Source organism: Dactylosporangium maewongense (assembly GCF_039531485.1).
GTDB classification, from domain to species: Bacteria; Actinomycetota; Actinomycetes; order Mycobacteriales; family Micromonosporaceae; genus Dactylosporangium; species Dactylosporangium maewongense.
Genome location: NZ_BAAAQD010000006.1, coordinates 260,445 through 275,824, shown reverse-complemented (window position 1 = coordinate 275,824; position 15,380 = coordinate 260,445). Strand labels below are relative to the sequence as shown.

Sequence of the window (15,380 nt, the reverse complement as noted above, 5' to 3'; positions counted from 1 at the left end):
CCGCCGCCGGCCTGGAGGTGCCGGCGCCACTATGACGAACTCAGCCGGCGAACTCGTCGCCCAGCTCTTGGATCTTTTCGGCACCGACGGCGCGCCGAAGCCATGTGTCCAGTTGCGCGTCCTCATCACAGCCGGCGATGAGCGCGCGGTGCTCATCGCTGACCGCCACGCCTCGGGTGCGCAGCACCATCAGCAGCGCCTCGGCCTTTCCTCTGAACATTCCCTCATACAATCCTTCAATAATTCCTTCGGCCTTTCCTTCGGTCTTTCCTTGGGCCCGTCCTTCAATCAATCCCTCGGCCCTTCCTTCCACTCTGCCTGAGTTGAAGAAACCTTTGGCAAAGTCACTTCTGTACTGATGGCCCGTGGTGGTCATGAAATCCTCCAGGAGGCGCTGGGCTGCCGGCGGCAGCCCAGAAAGTACCAGCTCATAGTACAGCCTGGCGTGGTCAAGATCGATTTTATCGAAGGCATGGAGCATGGCGCCGAAGATGGGTTGCGGGTCTGGCCGGGTGCCGTGAGCGAGAGCCGACAGGATCGTCAGCTCGGGGTGGCGCCGGGCGGAATCGGTGTCGGTGACGACGGGCACCTGGGCGGGGCCGAGTGAAACCGGTGTCACCACGGACCCCGGTGGGCCTATCGCGATCGGCGCCACCGACCAGTCGGCGACGGCTTGATCGGGACACAGCACCAGCAATGCGACCGGGCAGTGCAGCCGCGCATACAGCGTCGCGACATATGCCGGCCAGCTGTGCAGTTTTCGGTTGTCCTTGCGGAGCTGAACCTCGATCACGACGGCGAGCACCGTCTTGTGCTCGTCGTTGAGGGTCACCACCGCATCCGCCCGGTATTCGGTCGGGATCACGTCGGTGAGATCACTCGGGGAGAGTCGTGCCTCGGTGAATTCGGGCACCGGGACGTGCAGCTGGCCGTCGAGGATTTCGGCGGCCAGCACAGGTCTGACCCGGAACATCTCGATGAGGGTCTCGTGAAGATGCGTCGGCATGCCGCGGGACTCTATCGAAGAATCTTACTTTCCGCTAATCCGCTGATCACGCTGCGTATGGACCTGAGGACCTGGGTCATGAAGGGCGGGGCATTGACGGGGACCAGCGGATGGGTTGGGTGCCGGTCGCGGTGAGTGCGGCGTTGATCCGGCTGAACGGGCGGCTGCCCAGGAAGCCGGTCGGGTTCATCGGGCTGGGGTGGCCTGCCCGCAGGACGACGTGGCGGTCGTTCGTCACCAGGTGGGCCTTGGCCTTGGCCGCCGCGCCCCAGAGGACGAAGACGACGCGGTCGGTCTTGGCGTTCAGGGCCTGGATCGTGGCGTCGGTGACGTTCTCCCAGCCGCGGCCCTTGTGGGAGTTGGACGTGCCGGCGCGGACGGTCAGGACGGCGTTGAGGAGCATGACGCCCTGGCGGCACCAGGGGGTGAGGTCGCCGGAAGGGGGTGGGGTGACGCCCAGGTCATCGCGCATTTCGCGGTACACGTTCTCCAGCGACGGCGGGACCCGGACGCCCTGCGGCACGCTGAAGCTCAGGCCGTGCGCCTGGCCCGGCTTGATGTACGGGTCCTGGCCGAGGATGAGCACCCGGGTCGACGCGAGCGGGCTCAGCCGGTACGCGGCGTAGATGTCCTGCTTGCGGGGGTACACCGGGCCAGTCTTGTACTCCTCGACGACGAACGACGACAGTGCCGCGACGGCGGTGGGGTCGACGTACGGCGTGACCGCCTCGCGCCAGTCGTCGGGCATGAAGTCCAGCAGGTACACAGGCTTCGCCGATGCGTTCATGGCCGGCAATCTATCGCCAGGCCGCGTCAGGAGGCGGTCGGGGCGGACCAGTTGCGGCGGAGGGAGACCATGCGCAGGACGAAGACGAGGACCGCGGCGAGGGCGATGCTCACCGGGCGCTGTGCGTGCAGGGCGTCCAGGGCGGCGACCGAGACGCAGCCGAGCAGGCCGGCGACGGCGTAGATCTCGCGGCGCAGGACGGTGGGGATCTCGCCGGTGAGCAGGTCGCGGATGAGGCCGCCGCCGATGCCGGTGATCATGCCGATGATGCAGGCGCCGAGGGGTGGGATGCCGGCGTCGAGGGCCTTGAGGGTGCCGGTGACGGTGAAGAGGCCCAGGCCGGCGGCGTCGAGGACGAGGACGGTCCAGTGCAGGCGGCTGACGGCCGGGTGGAGCCAGAACGTGGCCGCGGAGGTGACGGCGGCGACGGCCGCGTAGCGCCAGTCGACGAAGGCGAACGGCTGCACGTTGACGAACACGTCGCGCATGATGCCGCCGCCGAGGGCCGCCACGAAGCCGACGAACACGACGCCGAACAGGTCCAGCCGTTTCGCCACGCCGGCGGTCGCGCCCGAGGCGGCGAACACGGCGATGCCGACGAGGTCGACGACGAGCAGCGGACTGAGCTCCGACACGGTTGTGCTCCAGCGGTACAGGCAAACAAGAACGGGCGCGGGTGCCGGTCAGCACCGCGCCCGTCCTGTATACGGCACAGCGGGTTCAGATGTTGTTGATGATCGCCATGCTGGTCTCGTGCTGCATGGCCATCATGTCGGAGACGGCCGCGGCGTCGTAGTAGCCGCCGGTGCTCGAACCGGTGTCGGCGGCGGTGTCTTCGGTGTCGTCCGCGCTGCCGGAGACGGTGCCCGCGGCGGTGTTCATGCCGCCGCTGACGTCGCCGTCGAGGTTGCCGCCCGAGCCGTCGTAGTCGGCGTTGTCGTACTGGGCGATGTCGCCGTCCAGGTTGCCGCCTTCGCCGTCGTAGTCGGCGGTGTCGGCCACGTCGCCGGCGGTCAGGTCGGTGTACTCGTCGGTCAGGGCGTTGTAGGACTTCTCGTAGACGCCGTTGCCGTCCTCGTCGAGGGCGGCGAAGTCGGCCTGCCCGTCGCCGTCGAGGTCGCCGACGATGACGTTGGCGCCGTCCTCGGTCGTGTAGATGACGGCCTGGTCCTCGACGCCGTCGCCGTCGAGGTCGGCGCTGAACGGGGTGTAGTCGTCGCTCATATCTGGTGGCTCCTTCAAATGCTGTTCGGGTGGATCAGCTCAAACGATCAGTTCAAACGATCAGTGCAACGAGAGGAACCGTACGAGCAGGCCGGGGCCCTTGACTCCCCTATTGCTGCCAACCGGACAGCAGTGAGGATCACCTGGGACGGGTTTGCGTCACAGGGGGCACGGGGTATCCAACCGTCGATTCGAAGTAGACGAGTACGTCGGATAGATGGAGGCACTCCCGTGGGCAGAGGATCCGGAATCGGCGGGGTCATCCTCGTCATCTGGCTGATCATCGGTGTCATCGCGGCCGGTCAGCGCGGCTACTTCGACAGCGAGGACACGAACTGCGCGAAGACCGGCACGATCCTCGTGACGATCGTCGCCGGCCCGCTGAACTACCTCGGCGTCAACCCCAAGATCAACTGCGACCTGCCCGAACCCTCGAAGTAGGCAAGCCCCCGATCGGAGCCGGCGAACGCCGGCTCCGATCGCCGCACAAAGAAACCTAGAGATCGTGGGTCTGGGACCGCTCGATCTCGGTGAACGCGGCCTGCAGGTACCGCGGAAACGACCGCCGCTGGAGCAGGTCGGCGAGCAGCAGCGGGGCGTGCCGCGCCAGGGCCTGCGGTGACGGGCGGCCCTCGCCGTCGTTGTCGTCCTGGACGCCGAGCGCGCCGACGAGCAGCACCACCATCACCTGCGGGTCGACCTCCTGCCACTCGGCCGCGGACCGCACCGCCCGCTCCAGCGCGGCGCGCACGTCGTCGCCGTCGAGCCCGTCGGGGTGCAGGTCCTCCAGCAGCGCGCGGACGACGACGCCGAGGACGAGCCCGGACTGCTCCGGATCGAGGCCGGCGAGCTGCTCGACCGCCGCGTCGAACGCCTCCTTGTCACGCGCCTGGGCGGCCTCGACGGCGGCGGTGGCGGCGGTCGCGATGGCCCGGGCCGGCGGCGGCAGGTGTCGCCAGCCTGACGGGGTGCGGGTGGTGTCCACACCGTCCGACCCTAGTGCCTGCACGATCGGCCGCCGGTCGTGGAGGTGGCAGTGGCGCAGGACACAGGCGCGGCTGTCACGAACGCCCGGGCGGAGCCGTCATCTCACCATGAAGCAACGAATGTCGCTCAGCGAGATCAACCCCGACGCGTACCAGGCCGTCCTCGGACTCGAGAAGTACATCAGGGCACACGTCGACCCGGCACTGCTCCACCTGCTCAAGCTCCGTGCGTCGATCCTGAACGGCTGCTCCTTCTGCGTGGACATGCACACCACGGAGGCGCTCGCCGAGGGCGAGGACAGCCGGAAGCTGTTCGCCGTCTCGGCGTGGCGGGAGGGCCCGTTCTTCGACGAGAAGGAGCGGGCCGCGCTCGACCTCACCGACCACGTCACCCGGCTGGGTGAGCACGGCGTCCCGGACGAGGTGTGGGACACGGCCGTGGAGCACTACGGCACCCAGGGGGTTGCCGACCTCCTCATGGTCATTGCGACGATCAACGTGTGGAACCGACTCGCCGTGTCGACCAGGACCCAGCCGCCGACGACGTGAGCGAGGAGTTCCTCGCGCACCGGCGGATGCTGCTCGGGATGGCCTACCGGCTGCTCGGGACGCTGTACGACGCCGAGGACGTCCTCCAGGAGGCGTACCTGCGCTGGACGCGCGCGGACAGGTCCGAGGTCGCCGAGCCGCGCCGCTACCTGACCAGGGTGGTGGCGCGGCTCGCCGTCGACGCGCTCCGGGCCAGGCAGGCGCGCCGGGAGGACTACATCGGCACCTGGCTGCCGGAGCCGCTCAGGACCGGGGACCACCAGCAGAGCCTGATCGACACCGAGGACCTGTCGATGGCGATGCTGCACCTGATGGAGCGCCTGACCCCGCCGCAGCGGGCCGTCTACGTGCTGCGCAACGCGTTCGAGCTGCCGTACGCCGAGATCGCCGGCATCCTCGACCGCACCGAGGACGACTGCCGCCAGCTGCACCGCCGGGCCGCCGCCGCGCTCGCCGGGCGGGCCAGGTTCAGCACCGACCCGGCCGAGCACGCGAGGCTCCTCGAAGGGTTCGTGGCCGCCGCCCGTACCGGCGACGTCGAACGCCTCGAAGCGCTCCTCCACGAAGACGTCGTGGCGTGGAACGACGGCGGCGGCAAGGTCCGCACCGGACCCAACCCGATCCGCGGCCGGGCCAAGGTGGTGCGCTTCTTCACCGCCGTGATGCGCAGGCACGACCCGAGCACCACGAGGACCGGGGTCAACGGCGGCGCCGCGCTGCTGGTCGAGGCCAACTACCGGTACACCATGTGCCTCTGCGTCGTCGACGGCAAGATCCACGACCTGTTCCGGGTCGCCAATCCCGCGAAGCTCTCAACCTTCGACGCCCAGGGCTCGTACTAAGGGGTATGCGCGACTTCGACGACTTCGCCACGGCGGCGACCCAGCCGCTGCTCCGGCTCGGCTGGCTGCTGACCGGCGACGCCGAACAGGCGCAGGACCTCGCCCAGCAGACGCTGATCCGCACCTACGGCGCCTGGCACCGGGTCAGGCACGACGACGCGCTCAGCTACGCGCGGCGGGTCATGGTCAACCTGCACACGGACTGGCTGCGCCGGCGGCCGTGGCGGGAGCAGGCGCGCGCCGAGGTGCCCGACACCGGCGCGCACGACGGCGGGCACGGCGCCGTCGAGGACCGGGCCGCGCTCGTCGCGGCGCTGCAGTCGCTGACCCGGCGGGAGCGGGCCGCGATCGTGCTCCGCTACTACGTCGACCTGTCGGAGCAGCAGACGGCGCAGACCCTCGGCGTCAGCGTCGGCACGGTCAAGTCGGTCTGCTCGCGCGCCCTCGCCAAGCTGCGCACCAGCCCGGCGCTGCGCGGGGAACACCCCTTCGTCCGAACGGCTCAGGGAGAGCACGCATGAACACAGAGTTGGAGCTCGGCGAGCGGCTCACCGACGCCGCCGCGGCCGCACCGGACCAGCTGGGGGTCAGCGTCGATGAGCTGCGCCGCCGGGGCGCGCGGCGGCAGCGGACCCGGATCGCGGTCACGTCGGCGACGGTCATCCTCGTCGTCGCCGCGGGCGCTCTTGTCGGCATTTCCGGCGTCGGTACAGGCAGCGTCGGCGACGACGGCATGACCACGGTCGGCGCCCCGCCCACGGCTTCCCCGTCCGCCGAGCCGGTCCAGGGCGACGAGGCAGGCGACCCGGCGATCCAGCCGACGGCGACGATCGACACCGGCGAGGCCTTCGACGACGGCACGCTGACGTTCTGGTTCGCGGTGCGCCAGAACCGGTTCCTCCAGGCGGTCGGGCGGCGCACGACGGACGGGAAGCTCAGCCTGTACGGCGTCACCAACGACCCCGACGTGACCGGCGCCGGCCCGGGCGGCCCCGGGTTCCACGCCGGTTGGGAGTTCGGCAACGGACAGGACCGGTTCCTCACCGGGTACGTCGTCGGCGACGCCGCCAAGGTCACCCTCACGGTCGACGGGACACCCCGCGAGGCGAGGACCGCCGCCTGGGCCGGCAACCCCACGGTCCACGTCTGGTGGGTCCGGGCGCCCGAGGTGCCGGGTGCGCCCTACCAGCAGGCCCAGGTCCGCGACCTGACCGCCTTCGACGCGAACGGCAAGGCCCTGGCCACGCACAAGGAAGGCGGCGTCGGAGTCGGCTGACGCTAACGCGCTCCCGAGATGACGTGCAGCTCGCAGGGGCCGACGAACCCGTCCGGGTCGTCGGGGTCCGCCGGAGACCCGGGGTGTGTCACCAGACCTCGATCGGGTTCAGCTGACCGTGTTGACTGCTGGCTTCGGCCGGGTGTCGACGGTGAGGCTGAAGATGTCGGGTCGGTGGTAGTGGCCGGTCGGGTCGAAGAGCCGGCGGGACTCGGTCACCTGTGACAGGTCGATCGTCGCGGTGAGGATCCCCTCCTGGTGGCGTAGCGGCCCGGCGACCACCTGCCCGTTGGGGTCGCAGATCACGCTGTTGCCGGGCTCGATCCAGTCGCCGTCGCCAGGCTCGGGGGCGGGTGCGATCCGCTCCCGGTCGGGCAGACCGGGCGGGATCTGGTCGACTCGCAGGCAGGGGTTCACGCCGACGACCCAGACCCGGCCCTCGCGGGCGATGTGCCGCATGGTTGCCACCCAGCCGTCGCCGCGGGCGAGTGTCGGGGCCAGCCAGACGTCCACGCCCTGCGCGTACTGGTGGAACCGGGCCAGGGGCATGTAGTTCTCCCAGCAGATGAGTCCGCCCAGCCGGCCGAGCGGCGTCGGCACGACGTCCAGCGTCGAGCCGTCCCCCTGGCCCCATACGGTGCGTTCGGATCCGGTGGGCATGAGCTTGCGGTGCTTGCGCAGCAGCCGGCCGTCAGCGCCGAAGTAGAGAACGGTGTTGTAGATGGTGGCGCCGTACGGCTCGCGCTCCTGTACGCCGATGACCAGGTGGACCCGGTGGCGTCGCGCGATCGTGCCGAGCGTCGCGGTCACCGGGCCGGGCACGATGACGGCTTGCTCGACGAGTCTCGCGTACCACGGGCCATCGCCGTCCCAGATCGGTCGGCCGTCGATCCACAGCGGAGTTCCGGGGATGAAGGCCTCCGGAAGCACCACCAGCTCGGCGCCCAGCTCCGCGGCTTCGGCAACCAGCTCGGCGACGCGCGCCAGGGTCGCGTCCCGGTCGAGCAGCACGTAGGCGGCCTGGACGGCGGCCACGGTGAAGGAGCCGTTCATCGTGACCCCGAGATGACGTGCAGCTCGCAGGGGCCGACGAACCCATCCTCGGTCTCGTACTCCCGCAGCGCCGCCTCGATGTCGGCCCAGACCCGCTCGCGTTCATCCTCCTCGACCCCCGACAACATCTGATGCAGCGCCCCGAACGACTCGCGTTCGAACCGCAGACAGTCAGCGGCCGACGGCAGGAACAGCGGCGCGTCCATGGTCTCGACCTGCACGTCACGGAACCCGGCGTCGCGCAGTGCGTCCCGCGCTGACGCCGGGTCGGCCAGACTGAACGGCCCCGGCTGACCGGGTAACGGCGCGGGAAGCCCGGCCCGGCTGCGGATCAAGGCGGCGGGCACCGAGAAGAACGGGTTGCGTTCGGCGGTCGAGTAGACGACGGCGGCGAACCGGCCACCCTCACGCAGTGTGGACCGGATCCCGCGCAGCGCCTTGGCCCGGTCGGGGAAGTAGATGACCCCCAAACGCGAGATCGCCGCGTCGAACTCCCCAGACCACCGGCCGCCGATCTCCTCCCCGTCAACCTCAAACGTGGAGACCTGCCGCAACCCGCTCTCGTCCGCGGCCCGCTGCGCGTACGCCAGGATCGCCGGCGACACGTCGGTGACCACCACACTGCCGTCCGGCCCGGTCCGCCGGGCCGCGACCAGCGACTGCCCACCGGCACCACCGGCCACATCCAGCACCCGCGACCCGCGACCGACTCCGGCCGCGTCGAGCATCACCTCCGTCGCCGCGCCGAGCCACTCTTCCAGGGTCGGCCCCCAGCGATGCCAGGCTTCCGCGGCGTCCTGCCACTGCTGCCTCGTCGTCGCCTTGTACGCAACCGCGTCGAACGTCATGGTTCCTCCTCAGGTCGGCAGCGCTGAGCTGCTGTGACGTCAGTGTGGTCCCGGGCCCCGCCCACCACATCCGTGTCCACCACGGATCCGGTCCCGGTGGTGTGGCACCGTGCTGGCCAAGGGCGGACGGGCACGCGACACTGTGACGGGTGACGACCTCGAGGGCGCCGGGATCGGCCGTGACCGAGCGGGAACGCGACGTCCTCGGCCTGGTCGCCGGGCACCTGACGAACCTCGAGATCGCTGGGCGGCTCTCGTTGTCGGTGCGCACCGTCGAGTCCCATGTCTCCTCCCTCATCCGCAAGCTCGGGGTGTCCGACCGACGCGGCCTGGCCCGGCGGGCTGATGAGCTCGACCTGCTGCGTCCGAAGCGCCGCCACGCATGGCCCAGCCCGGCCGACCCGTTCGTGGGTCGTGACCGCGAGACCGCCGCGTTGCACATCCGCCTGAAGGATCACCGTCTGGTGACGGTCACCGGGCCTGGCGGGGTCGGCAAGACCCGGTTGACGACCCATGCGGTGCGACAGGTCGCGCGGGATCGTCCCGACGGCGCCTGGTTCGTCGATCTGAGCCAGGTGACGACCCCGCAGGCAGCAGTGCCTGCCATCGCCACGGCCGTGGGGGTGGCCGAGCAGCCCGGGCAGTTCCTCGACGACACGCTGTCGGAGGCGTTGAGCCGGGCCGACGGCGTCCTGGTGCTCGACAACTGCGAGCATCTCCTGCCCGAGCTGGAGACCAGCGTGGCGCGGCTCGTCGGCGGCTGCCCCCGGCTCACCATCGTCGCGACCAGTCGCGCGCCGCTTCGCGCACCGTACGAGTGGGTCTACGAGCTGCCTGGCCTTTCGGCGGACGACGCGGTCCGGCTCTTCCGCAGCCGCGCCGAGGCCGCGGGCGGCGTCGTGCCCGACGACCCCCGGGTGGCCGAGCTGTGCCACCGGCTCGGGGGGATGGCTCTGGCGATCGAGCTGGCGGCGGCCCGGTACCCACTGCTCGGCCTGGACGGTCTGGCGGCGGCGCTCGGCGACCCGCTGCGGCTGCTGGGCTCATCGGAGGGGGCACGCCAGCGTTCGCTGCGAGCCACCATCGGCTGGAGTGTCGACCTGCTCGACGACCAGGCCCGCGCGATGTTCGCCGCCCTTTGCGTCTTCGCCGCGCCGTTCACGGTCGCCGCCGCGCACGCGGTCGCCGGCCCGCAGCACTCGGCCGCCGCCGCGGCGCACGTGCTCGCGACGCTGGCCGACCAGCACCTGCTGTACGTCGAGATCGGCGACCCGACGACGTACCACTTCCAGGAAGTTGTGCGCCAGTTCGCCGCGGAACTCCTGGCCGACGCCGCCGGTGAGGTGCAACGGCGCCACGCACGGTGGACGGCTGCCGAGCTGACGTCGCTGGCATCCTCCGAGCACGACGACACCTGGTGCGCCAGGTTCGACCTGCTCGCGGTCGAGGTGCGCGCGGCGCTCGCCCGTCCGGTCGACGGCAGGGAGCTGGGCGAGTGCTTCGCCGAGGAGCTCGTGCAGCGCGGCCGGCTGGAGGAGGCGCAGCACCGCTTCGAAACCCTCGCGGCCACCGAGGCCACAGACGCCCACGACCGGATCCACCTGCTCCGCCAGGGTGCCGCCGCGGCGGCGGCCCGGCTGGTGGGAGACGACGCGCTCCGGCTCCTCGACGAGGCCGCTGAAGCCGCCACGGTGGCAGCGGATCCGGGTGCGGCCGCGGACGCGCTCGGTTGGTCCGTGATCTACGCGGCGTTCCACCCGGGGATCATGGCCGACCCGCCCGAGCGGATCGACATCGAGCGTCGTCTCGCCGAGGCGCGGCGCCTGGCGCCGACGGGGTCGGCCGCCGAGGCGACCGTCGCCGCGGCGAGCGCCACGTGCCTGCCCCACGACCATCCCGGGTCGGCGGCAGCGGGCCGCCTCGCCGCCGACCAGGCGATCGCGGCCGGGCTGCCCGTCGTCGCCTCCGCCGCCCTCGACCGCGTCTGCGCCAGCCGGCTGCACCGTGGCGACTACGCCGGCGCGCTCGCCGCGGTGCGGGCCCGCGGCGTCCTCATGGATCCGCAGGCGTTGAGCGCCGCCACCGCCTATGCCTTCAACGACTACCTGCTGATGGGCTGCGAGGTCTCACTGGCTGCCGGCGATCTCCGCGGCGCGAAGGACTACGCCGAGCGCCTGGCCGTGCTCCCGTGCTACCGCGAGTACGTCCACCCCGCACTGGCCCGCCGGCTCCAGGTCGACGCGCTCACGGGCGACCTGACCGGAGCGGCCGAACGAGGCGAGCGCTTCCTGGTCTCCTGGGAGCGGGCAGGCAGCCATCGTGCCTCGACCCTCGCCGTCGGTGCCTACGCGCTCGCCCTGATCCACGGGCTCCTGGGCGACGACCACCGGCGTGAGGTCTGGCAGAACGTCACCGAACACCTCCTCGACCGTCCGGTGACGTCAGCGGACGGCCCAGCCATCGGATGGGCGCCGACCTTCGACGCCTGGCTGCTGCTGCATCGCGACCAACCACACGAGGCACTGGCACACCTGTCCGCCGACCTGCACGACGCGACCTGGAGCTCGAGCCCCACCTTCCTCGTGTGGCGACCGTGGTACGCCGCCGCATGGGCGGAAGCGGCAGCACTCGCCGCGACCCCGAACCTGGAGCGGCACCTGGCGTCGGCCACCGTCGCCACCCGCGGCAACCCCGTGGCCGCGGCACTCGTCCGCCGCGCCGGCGCCCTCGCCCGAGGCGACCACGAGGAGGTGGCCGCGCTCGCGGCGACCTTCGAGGACCTCGGCGCCCTCTACCAGCGAGACCGCAGCCGTCAACTCAGCCAGCGCCGTCAGAGGTCGAGGAAGTAGCGCATCACCTTGCGGATCTCGGTGAGATCACGTCAAACAGAGTTTCAGTGCTCAGGGAAGCCACGGATGTTTTGCGGTACAGATGCGGAACCCAGACGGTGCAGATGCGGAAGAAATGTTGCTCAGATGCGGAAAGATGGGCAGTATTCGCGCTGGTTCAGCAACTATCTGGACCTGGTGATCGAGCGTGACGTGATCGAGCTGAGCCGGGGTGCGGCAGCGGGAGATGCTTCCTCGCCTGCTGCATCAGCTCGCGGCGACGGCACAGGCGGTCGGCATGGAGAAGAGCAGTGCCGAGAACCACCTCCGGCTCCTGGAAGCGGTGTTCCTGATCCACCGGCTCCCGGCCTGGGGTACGACGCTGGGCTCACGGGTCGCCCGTCAGCCGAAGGTGCACCTCTACCAGCCGCGGGCGCGCCACTCCGGCAGCGAGGGGCGCTCGGCGCCGAGGGTGGAGTCCTTGTCGTGGCCGGGGTGGAAGACGGTGTCGTCGGGGTAGCGGTCGAACAGCTTCGTGGTCACGTCGTTGATGAGGGACTCGAAGTTGGCCTTGTTGCCGCGGGTGTTGCCGACGCCGCCGGGGAAGAGTGGCGGCGCCTGGCAGCCAACATGGTCAGACGGTCGTCCTCGACGTTATTTCGGCGCGAGACGCCACAGAGCGTCCAGTGGTACTGCTCGGATCTTGTCGCCGAACGGCAGCGTCTGTTGACCGGTGTACAGGACGTAACCGGCGACGAACCGTTCGCCGAGTGCGTTAGCGAGGCCCCGCAGGCCCGTCAGATCCTCGGTTCGAACGGTCGCGCCGGCCTTGACCTCGATACCGATCACCCGACCGTCCGGGGTCTCGATCACCGCGTCCACCTCGACGCCGTCCTTGGTCCGGTAGTGGTGGAGCGTTCCCCGCTCCGTGGACCAGGTGAGCTGGCGAGCCAACTCCATGAGGACGAAGTTCTCCATCATCGGGCCTGCGGCGCCGCCGGGTTCGCCGAGCCGCGCCGCGTCCTGCCCGATCAGATGGCACGCCACGCCCGTGTCGACGAACGCCAGCTTCGGTGTGCCGACCGCGCGCTGGGTCAGGTTGGACGACCAGGCAGGGACGCTCTTGACCAGAAATACCGAGCCGAGGAGTTCGAGATAGCGGACCAGGGTGGTGCGCGGGATGCCCGACTGACTGGCCAGGGTGCCCGGCACCAGCAGCTGACCGGCGCGCCCGGCCAGCAGGCTCAGCAGCTTCAGCAGTTCCCCGCGGCGTTCGATGTTCGCGATTTCGAGCACATCACGCTCGATCAGTGTCGTGAGGTACGAGTCGAAGAAGGCGGCTCGACGTCGTGGTGTCCGGCGGACCGCCTCGGGGAAGCCACCGACCACGACCCGCTCCAGGTAGTCCTTCCGCCGCCACTCCGATGTGTGATCGATGCGCGTGCCGTGCCGGAAAGCGGCGTCGACGAACTGGTCGGGGTCGCCGCTCATCTCGCCCTGGGAGAACGGCCACAGCTCGATGATCTCCATCCGGCCGGGCAGCGCATCGGGAAGCGTCCGGAGCGCAAGGATGCGCGACGAACCGGTGAGGAGGAACCGTCCAGGTGTCGGATCGAGATCGACGACAACTTTGATGGGTCGCAACAACTCCGGGGTGAGCTGGATCTCGTCGATCACCATGAGCCCGTCGTGGTCCACGAAACCGGTCGGGTCGTCCTGCGCCGCGCGCAGCGTCGCCGGGTCGTCCAGCAGGCGAATGACCGTGCCTGGCAGGCCGGCGGTGGCCAAGCGTGTCAGCGTGCTCTTCCCCGCCTGCCGGGCGCCGTTCACCAGCACCACCCGCGTGTCGGCAAGCGCTTCTGACACGAGCTCCTGCGCATGGCGTTGAACGAGATCAACCACGAGCCACAGTATGCCGCAGACGCAAGCTCGGTGGTCACTTGGCCGGTAGATCCGTGGTCATCTGGCCGCTGAGTTGGTGGTCATTTGGCCGGAGAAGCCGCCGACTGCTTCCGTCACCAGCCGCGGGCGCGCCATTCGGCCAGCGACGGCCGCTCCGCGCCCAGCGTGGAGTCCTTGCCGTGCCCCGGGTGGAACTCGGTCTCGTCGGGAAAGCGGTCGAACAGCTTCGTGGTGACGTCGTTGATCAGCGACTCGAAGTTTGCCTTGTTGCCGCGGGTGTTGCCGACGCCGCCGGGGAAGAGGGAGTCGCCGGTCCAGAGGTGGCCGTCGTGGTAGAGAGCGATCGAGCCGGGGGTGTGGCCGACGAGGTGGATGACGGTCAGGTTGCAGTCGCCGAGGGGGATGGTGTCGCCGTCGTTGAGGGTGCCGGTGGCGGTCGGGATCTCGGGGGCGTCGGCGGGGTGGGCCAGGGAGGCGGCGCCGGTGGCCTCGATGACGTCTTCGAGTGCGAACCAGTGGTCCTGGTGGCGGTGGGTGGTCACCACGGTGGAGATGCCGGACGGGGCGGTGGCGATCAGCTGGAGCAGGCGTTCGGCGTCGTTGGCGGCGTCGATGAGCAGGCTGTCGCCGGTGGCGGTGCAGGTGAGCAGGTAGGCGTTGTTGTCCATCGGGCCGACGGAGAGCTTGGTGAAGGTCAGACCGCTCATGCCGTCGCCTCCGCTGCGCTCCGGCGCCGGCCTGAGCCAAACCTGCGATGCTGATTCGCAGCTCCTGCGCTGCGCTCCGGGCTGCTCATTTCCAGGCCTCCAGGGAAGGAAGGTCGCCGGTGAGGCCGGTGCCGTCGCCGCGGCCGGTGAGCCAGGCGGCGAGGAGGTGGGCCGGGCCGGTGACGACGGGGGCGTCCTCGACGGTCAGCAGCTTGGCGCCGTCGTCGGAGACGAGGGTCGCCACGCGTGGGGTGGCGGGGTCGTGCAGGATGCGCAGGGCGAACGAGGCGGGCCAGTCGGCCGGGCCGTAGCCGGCGTCGAGGTCGACGTGGTGCAGCTCGACCTCGCAGATGCGGGCCCAGACGACGCGGGCGGCGGGGGTGGGGCCGGTGCTGCCCCACTCGACGAGCGCGGTCCAGCCCTCGGCGGGCATCGTCTCCATCGACTCGCGCAGCAGGTCGCAGGCGGTGGTGAGGTCGGCGAGCTGCTCTTCGTGCGGGCGGGGGGCGCCGGCGGCGATGCCTGCCTCGCGGGCCTCGCGGCTGGCATAGGCGGGGGTCTTCTCGCCGGTGCGGGCCCAGTGCAGCAGGTTGCGGTAGGCGTCGGCATTGCGGGCGAGGTGGGTCACGACGTGGCCGCGGGTCCAGCCGTCGCAGCGGGAAGGGGCGACCAGACCATTGCCGTCGAGGGTGCGGACCGTGTCGAGGAGGCGGGCGGTGGCGCGGTCGAGCTCCGCGCTCAGCACGAGTGGATCAGCCGTCACCGCCCAACCCTACCGCCCCCCACCGACAAGACTTGCCGACAAAAAAGGCCACCGACAAGATCCGCCGGACGGTGACGGGGCTTCGTTCGTACACCACCTGCAAACGCGGAAAAGATCAGCGTTGGCGGACGCCGACGGCGGGTGGCAGGTCGCCGGCGGCCCAGTGCAGCTCGTCCTCCCAGTCGGCGACGCTGAGGTCGACGTGCTCGAAGCTGAGCCGGGCGCCGATGGGTTTGCCCAGGTAGCCGGCGTACAGGTCGTGCACGGCCACGAGGCGCTGCCCGACCGCGGCGGAGGCCGGGTCGCGAGGGGCGGCGGCTCTGACCTCGAGCCGGCCGTAGACGCCCATGTCGGCGTCGGTGCCGCACTCCTCCACGATGACGTCGAGGATCTCGTCCTCGGCGCCGACGTGGAAGCCGTACGAGACGCCGGCGAACGTCAGCCAGAAGCGCATGAGCGAGTCGTCCTGGCCGGGTGAGACGTGCCACTGGACATCGGCCCGGTCCAGGCGCAGTCCGACGGCGCTGGCCAGCACATGCGAGGGGAGCACGCACCCGACGATAGCCCCGATATTCGGTTTCGCGGTGTGGACGCGCTACCTACCGTGGA

Annotated in this window: 17 protein-coding genes and 2 pseudogenes; 7 read left to right on the top strand and 12 right to left on the bottom strand. The window is 70.4% G+C overall.

Annotation, left to right across the window (positions count from 1 at the left end; translation table 11 throughout):
* Nucleotides 1-40 precede the first annotated feature (40 nt).
* From ABD332_RS17730 to ABD332_RS17715, 4 genes are all read right to left on the bottom strand, one after another.
* A complete protein-coding gene (locus tag ABD332_RS17730) occupies nt 41-1,006 on the bottom strand; it encodes a FliH/SctL family protein (protein ID WP_344503035.1) in 966 nt (321 codons plus the stop codon).
* Nucleotides 1,007-1,082: 76 nt separating this feature from the next.
* Nucleotides 1,083-1,793 (bottom strand): uracil-DNA glycosylase, encoded by a 711-nt coding sequence (locus ABD332_RS17725; protein ID WP_344503034.1) that lies wholly within the window; start codon nt 1,791-1,793, stop codon nt 1,083-1,085.
* A gap of 26 nt (nt 1,794-1,819) precedes the next feature.
* Nucleotides 1,820-2,428 carry a trimeric intracellular cation channel family protein gene (locus ABD332_RS17720; protein WP_344503033.1) on the bottom strand — a complete coding sequence of 203 codons (609 nt, stop codon included), beginning with the start codon at nt 2,426-2,428 and terminating at the stop codon, nt 1,820-1,822.
* Between the two features lie 85 nt (nt 2,429-2,513).
* Complete coding sequence (locus tag ABD332_RS17715) at nt 2,514-3,017, bottom strand: hypothetical protein (RefSeq protein ID WP_344503032.1); 504 nt, start codon at nt 3,015-3,017, stop codon at nt 2,514-2,516.
* A 231-nt stretch (nt 3,018-3,248) separates the two neighbouring features.
* Here ABD332_RS17715 and ABD332_RS17710 point away from each other — a divergent pair, with 231 nt between their 5' ends.
* The gene (locus ABD332_RS17710) at nt 3,249-3,458 is read left to right on the top strand and encodes a hypothetical protein (protein ID WP_327005529.1); all 210 of its coding nucleotides are present in this window, start codon (nt 3,249-3,251) and stop codon (nt 3,456-3,458) included.
* 55 nt (nt 3,459-3,513) lie between these two features.
* Here the strand turns inward: ABD332_RS17710 and ABD332_RS17705 are convergent, their stop codons facing one another.
* A complete protein-coding gene (locus tag ABD332_RS17705; RefSeq protein WP_344503031.1) occupies nt 3,514-4,002 on the bottom strand; it encodes a hypothetical protein in 489 nt (162 codons plus the stop codon).
* A 109-nt stretch (nt 4,003-4,111) separates the two neighbouring features.
* Between ABD332_RS17705 and ABD332_RS17700 the strand changes: the two genes are divergently transcribed.
* From ABD332_RS17700 to ABD332_RS17685, 4 genes are read left to right on the top strand one after another with little or no spacing between them, the layout of a single operon-like run.
* Nucleotides 4,112-4,552, top strand: coding sequence for a carboxymuconolactone decarboxylase family protein (locus ABD332_RS17700; RefSeq protein WP_344503030.1), 441 nt, complete (start codon nt 4,112-4,114; stop codon nt 4,550-4,552).
* Complete coding sequence (gene sigJ, locus ABD332_RS17695; RefSeq protein WP_344503029.1) at nt 4,504-5,394, top strand: RNA polymerase sigma factor SigJ; 891 nt, start codon at nt 4,504-4,506, stop codon at nt 5,392-5,394. Before ABD332_RS17700 ends, sigJ begins: the two co-directional genes overlap by 49 nt.
* A 5-nt stretch (nt 5,395-5,399) precedes the next feature.
* Nucleotides 5,400-5,915: a SigE family RNA polymerase sigma factor gene (locus ABD332_RS17690; RefSeq protein WP_344503028.1), complete on the top strand. Its 516-nt coding sequence runs from the start codon at nt 5,400-5,402 to the stop codon at nt 5,913-5,915.
* Nucleotides 5,912-6,670: a hypothetical protein gene (locus ABD332_RS17685; RefSeq protein ID WP_344503027.1), complete on the top strand. Its 759-nt coding sequence runs from the start codon at nt 5,912-5,914 to the stop codon at nt 6,668-6,670. Before ABD332_RS17690 ends, ABD332_RS17685 begins: the two co-directional genes overlap by 4 nt.
* Nucleotides 6,671-6,778: 108 nt before the next feature.
* On the opposite strand, the gene ABD332_RS17680 is transcribed toward ABD332_RS17685, so the two are convergent.
* Nucleotides 6,779-7,723, bottom strand: coding sequence for a carbon-nitrogen hydrolase family protein (locus ABD332_RS17680; RefSeq protein ID WP_344503026.1), 945 nt, complete (start codon nt 7,721-7,723; stop codon nt 6,779-6,781).
* Nucleotides 7,720-8,571, bottom strand: a complete 852-nt coding sequence (locus ABD332_RS17675; protein ID WP_344503025.1) for a class I SAM-dependent methyltransferase — start codon at nt 8,569-8,571, stop codon at nt 7,720-7,722. The genes ABD332_RS17680 and ABD332_RS17675 overlap by 4 nt, the downstream gene beginning before the upstream one ends.
* Nucleotides 8,572-8,720: 149 nt before the next feature.
* On the opposite strand from ABD332_RS17675, the gene ABD332_RS17670 reads away from it, so the two are divergent.
* Both ABD332_RS17670 and ABD332_RS60085 read left to right on the top strand, forming a co-directional pair.
* The gene (locus ABD332_RS17670) at nt 8,721-11,420 is read left to right on the top strand and encodes an ATP-binding protein (RefSeq protein ID WP_344503024.1); all 2,700 of its coding nucleotides are present in this window, start codon (nt 8,721-8,723) and stop codon (nt 11,418-11,420) included.
* A gap of 226 nt (nt 11,421-11,646) precedes the next feature.
* Nucleotides 11,647-11,763: pseudogene (locus ABD332_RS60085) on the top strand (hypothetical protein); the annotation flags it as partial.
* Nucleotides 11,764-11,819: 56 nt separating this feature from the next.
* Here the strand turns inward: ABD332_RS60085 and ABD332_RS17665 are convergent.
* The 5 genes and pseudogenes from ABD332_RS17665 to ABD332_RS17645 form a co-directional block, all read right to left on the bottom strand.
* Nucleotides 11,820-12,008, bottom strand: a pseudogene (locus tag ABD332_RS17665) (MBL fold metallo-hydrolase); the annotation flags it as partial.
* 45 nt (nt 12,009-12,053) lie between these two features.
* Nucleotides 12,054-13,301, bottom strand: coding sequence for an ATP-binding protein (locus ABD332_RS17660; RefSeq protein ID WP_344503023.1), 1,248 nt, complete (start codon nt 13,299-13,301; stop codon nt 12,054-12,056).
* Between the two features lie 113 nt (nt 13,302-13,414).
* The gene (locus ABD332_RS17655) at nt 13,415-14,008 is read right to left on the bottom strand and encodes an MBL fold metallo-hydrolase (protein WP_344503022.1); all 594 of its coding nucleotides are present in this window, start codon (nt 14,006-14,008) and stop codon (nt 13,415-13,417) included.
* Nucleotides 14,009-14,093: 85 nt separating this feature from the next.
* On the bottom strand, nt 14,094-14,771 hold the full coding sequence (locus tag ABD332_RS17650) for a maleylpyruvate isomerase family mycothiol-dependent enzyme (RefSeq protein WP_344503021.1): 678 nt from the start codon (nt 14,769-14,771) through the stop codon (nt 14,094-14,096).
* Between the two features lie 115 nt (nt 14,772-14,886).
* Nucleotides 14,887-15,321, bottom strand: a complete 435-nt coding sequence (locus tag ABD332_RS17645) for a hypothetical protein (protein ID WP_344503020.1) — start codon at nt 15,319-15,321, stop codon at nt 14,887-14,889.
* Nucleotides 15,322-15,380: the final 59 nt, after the last annotated feature.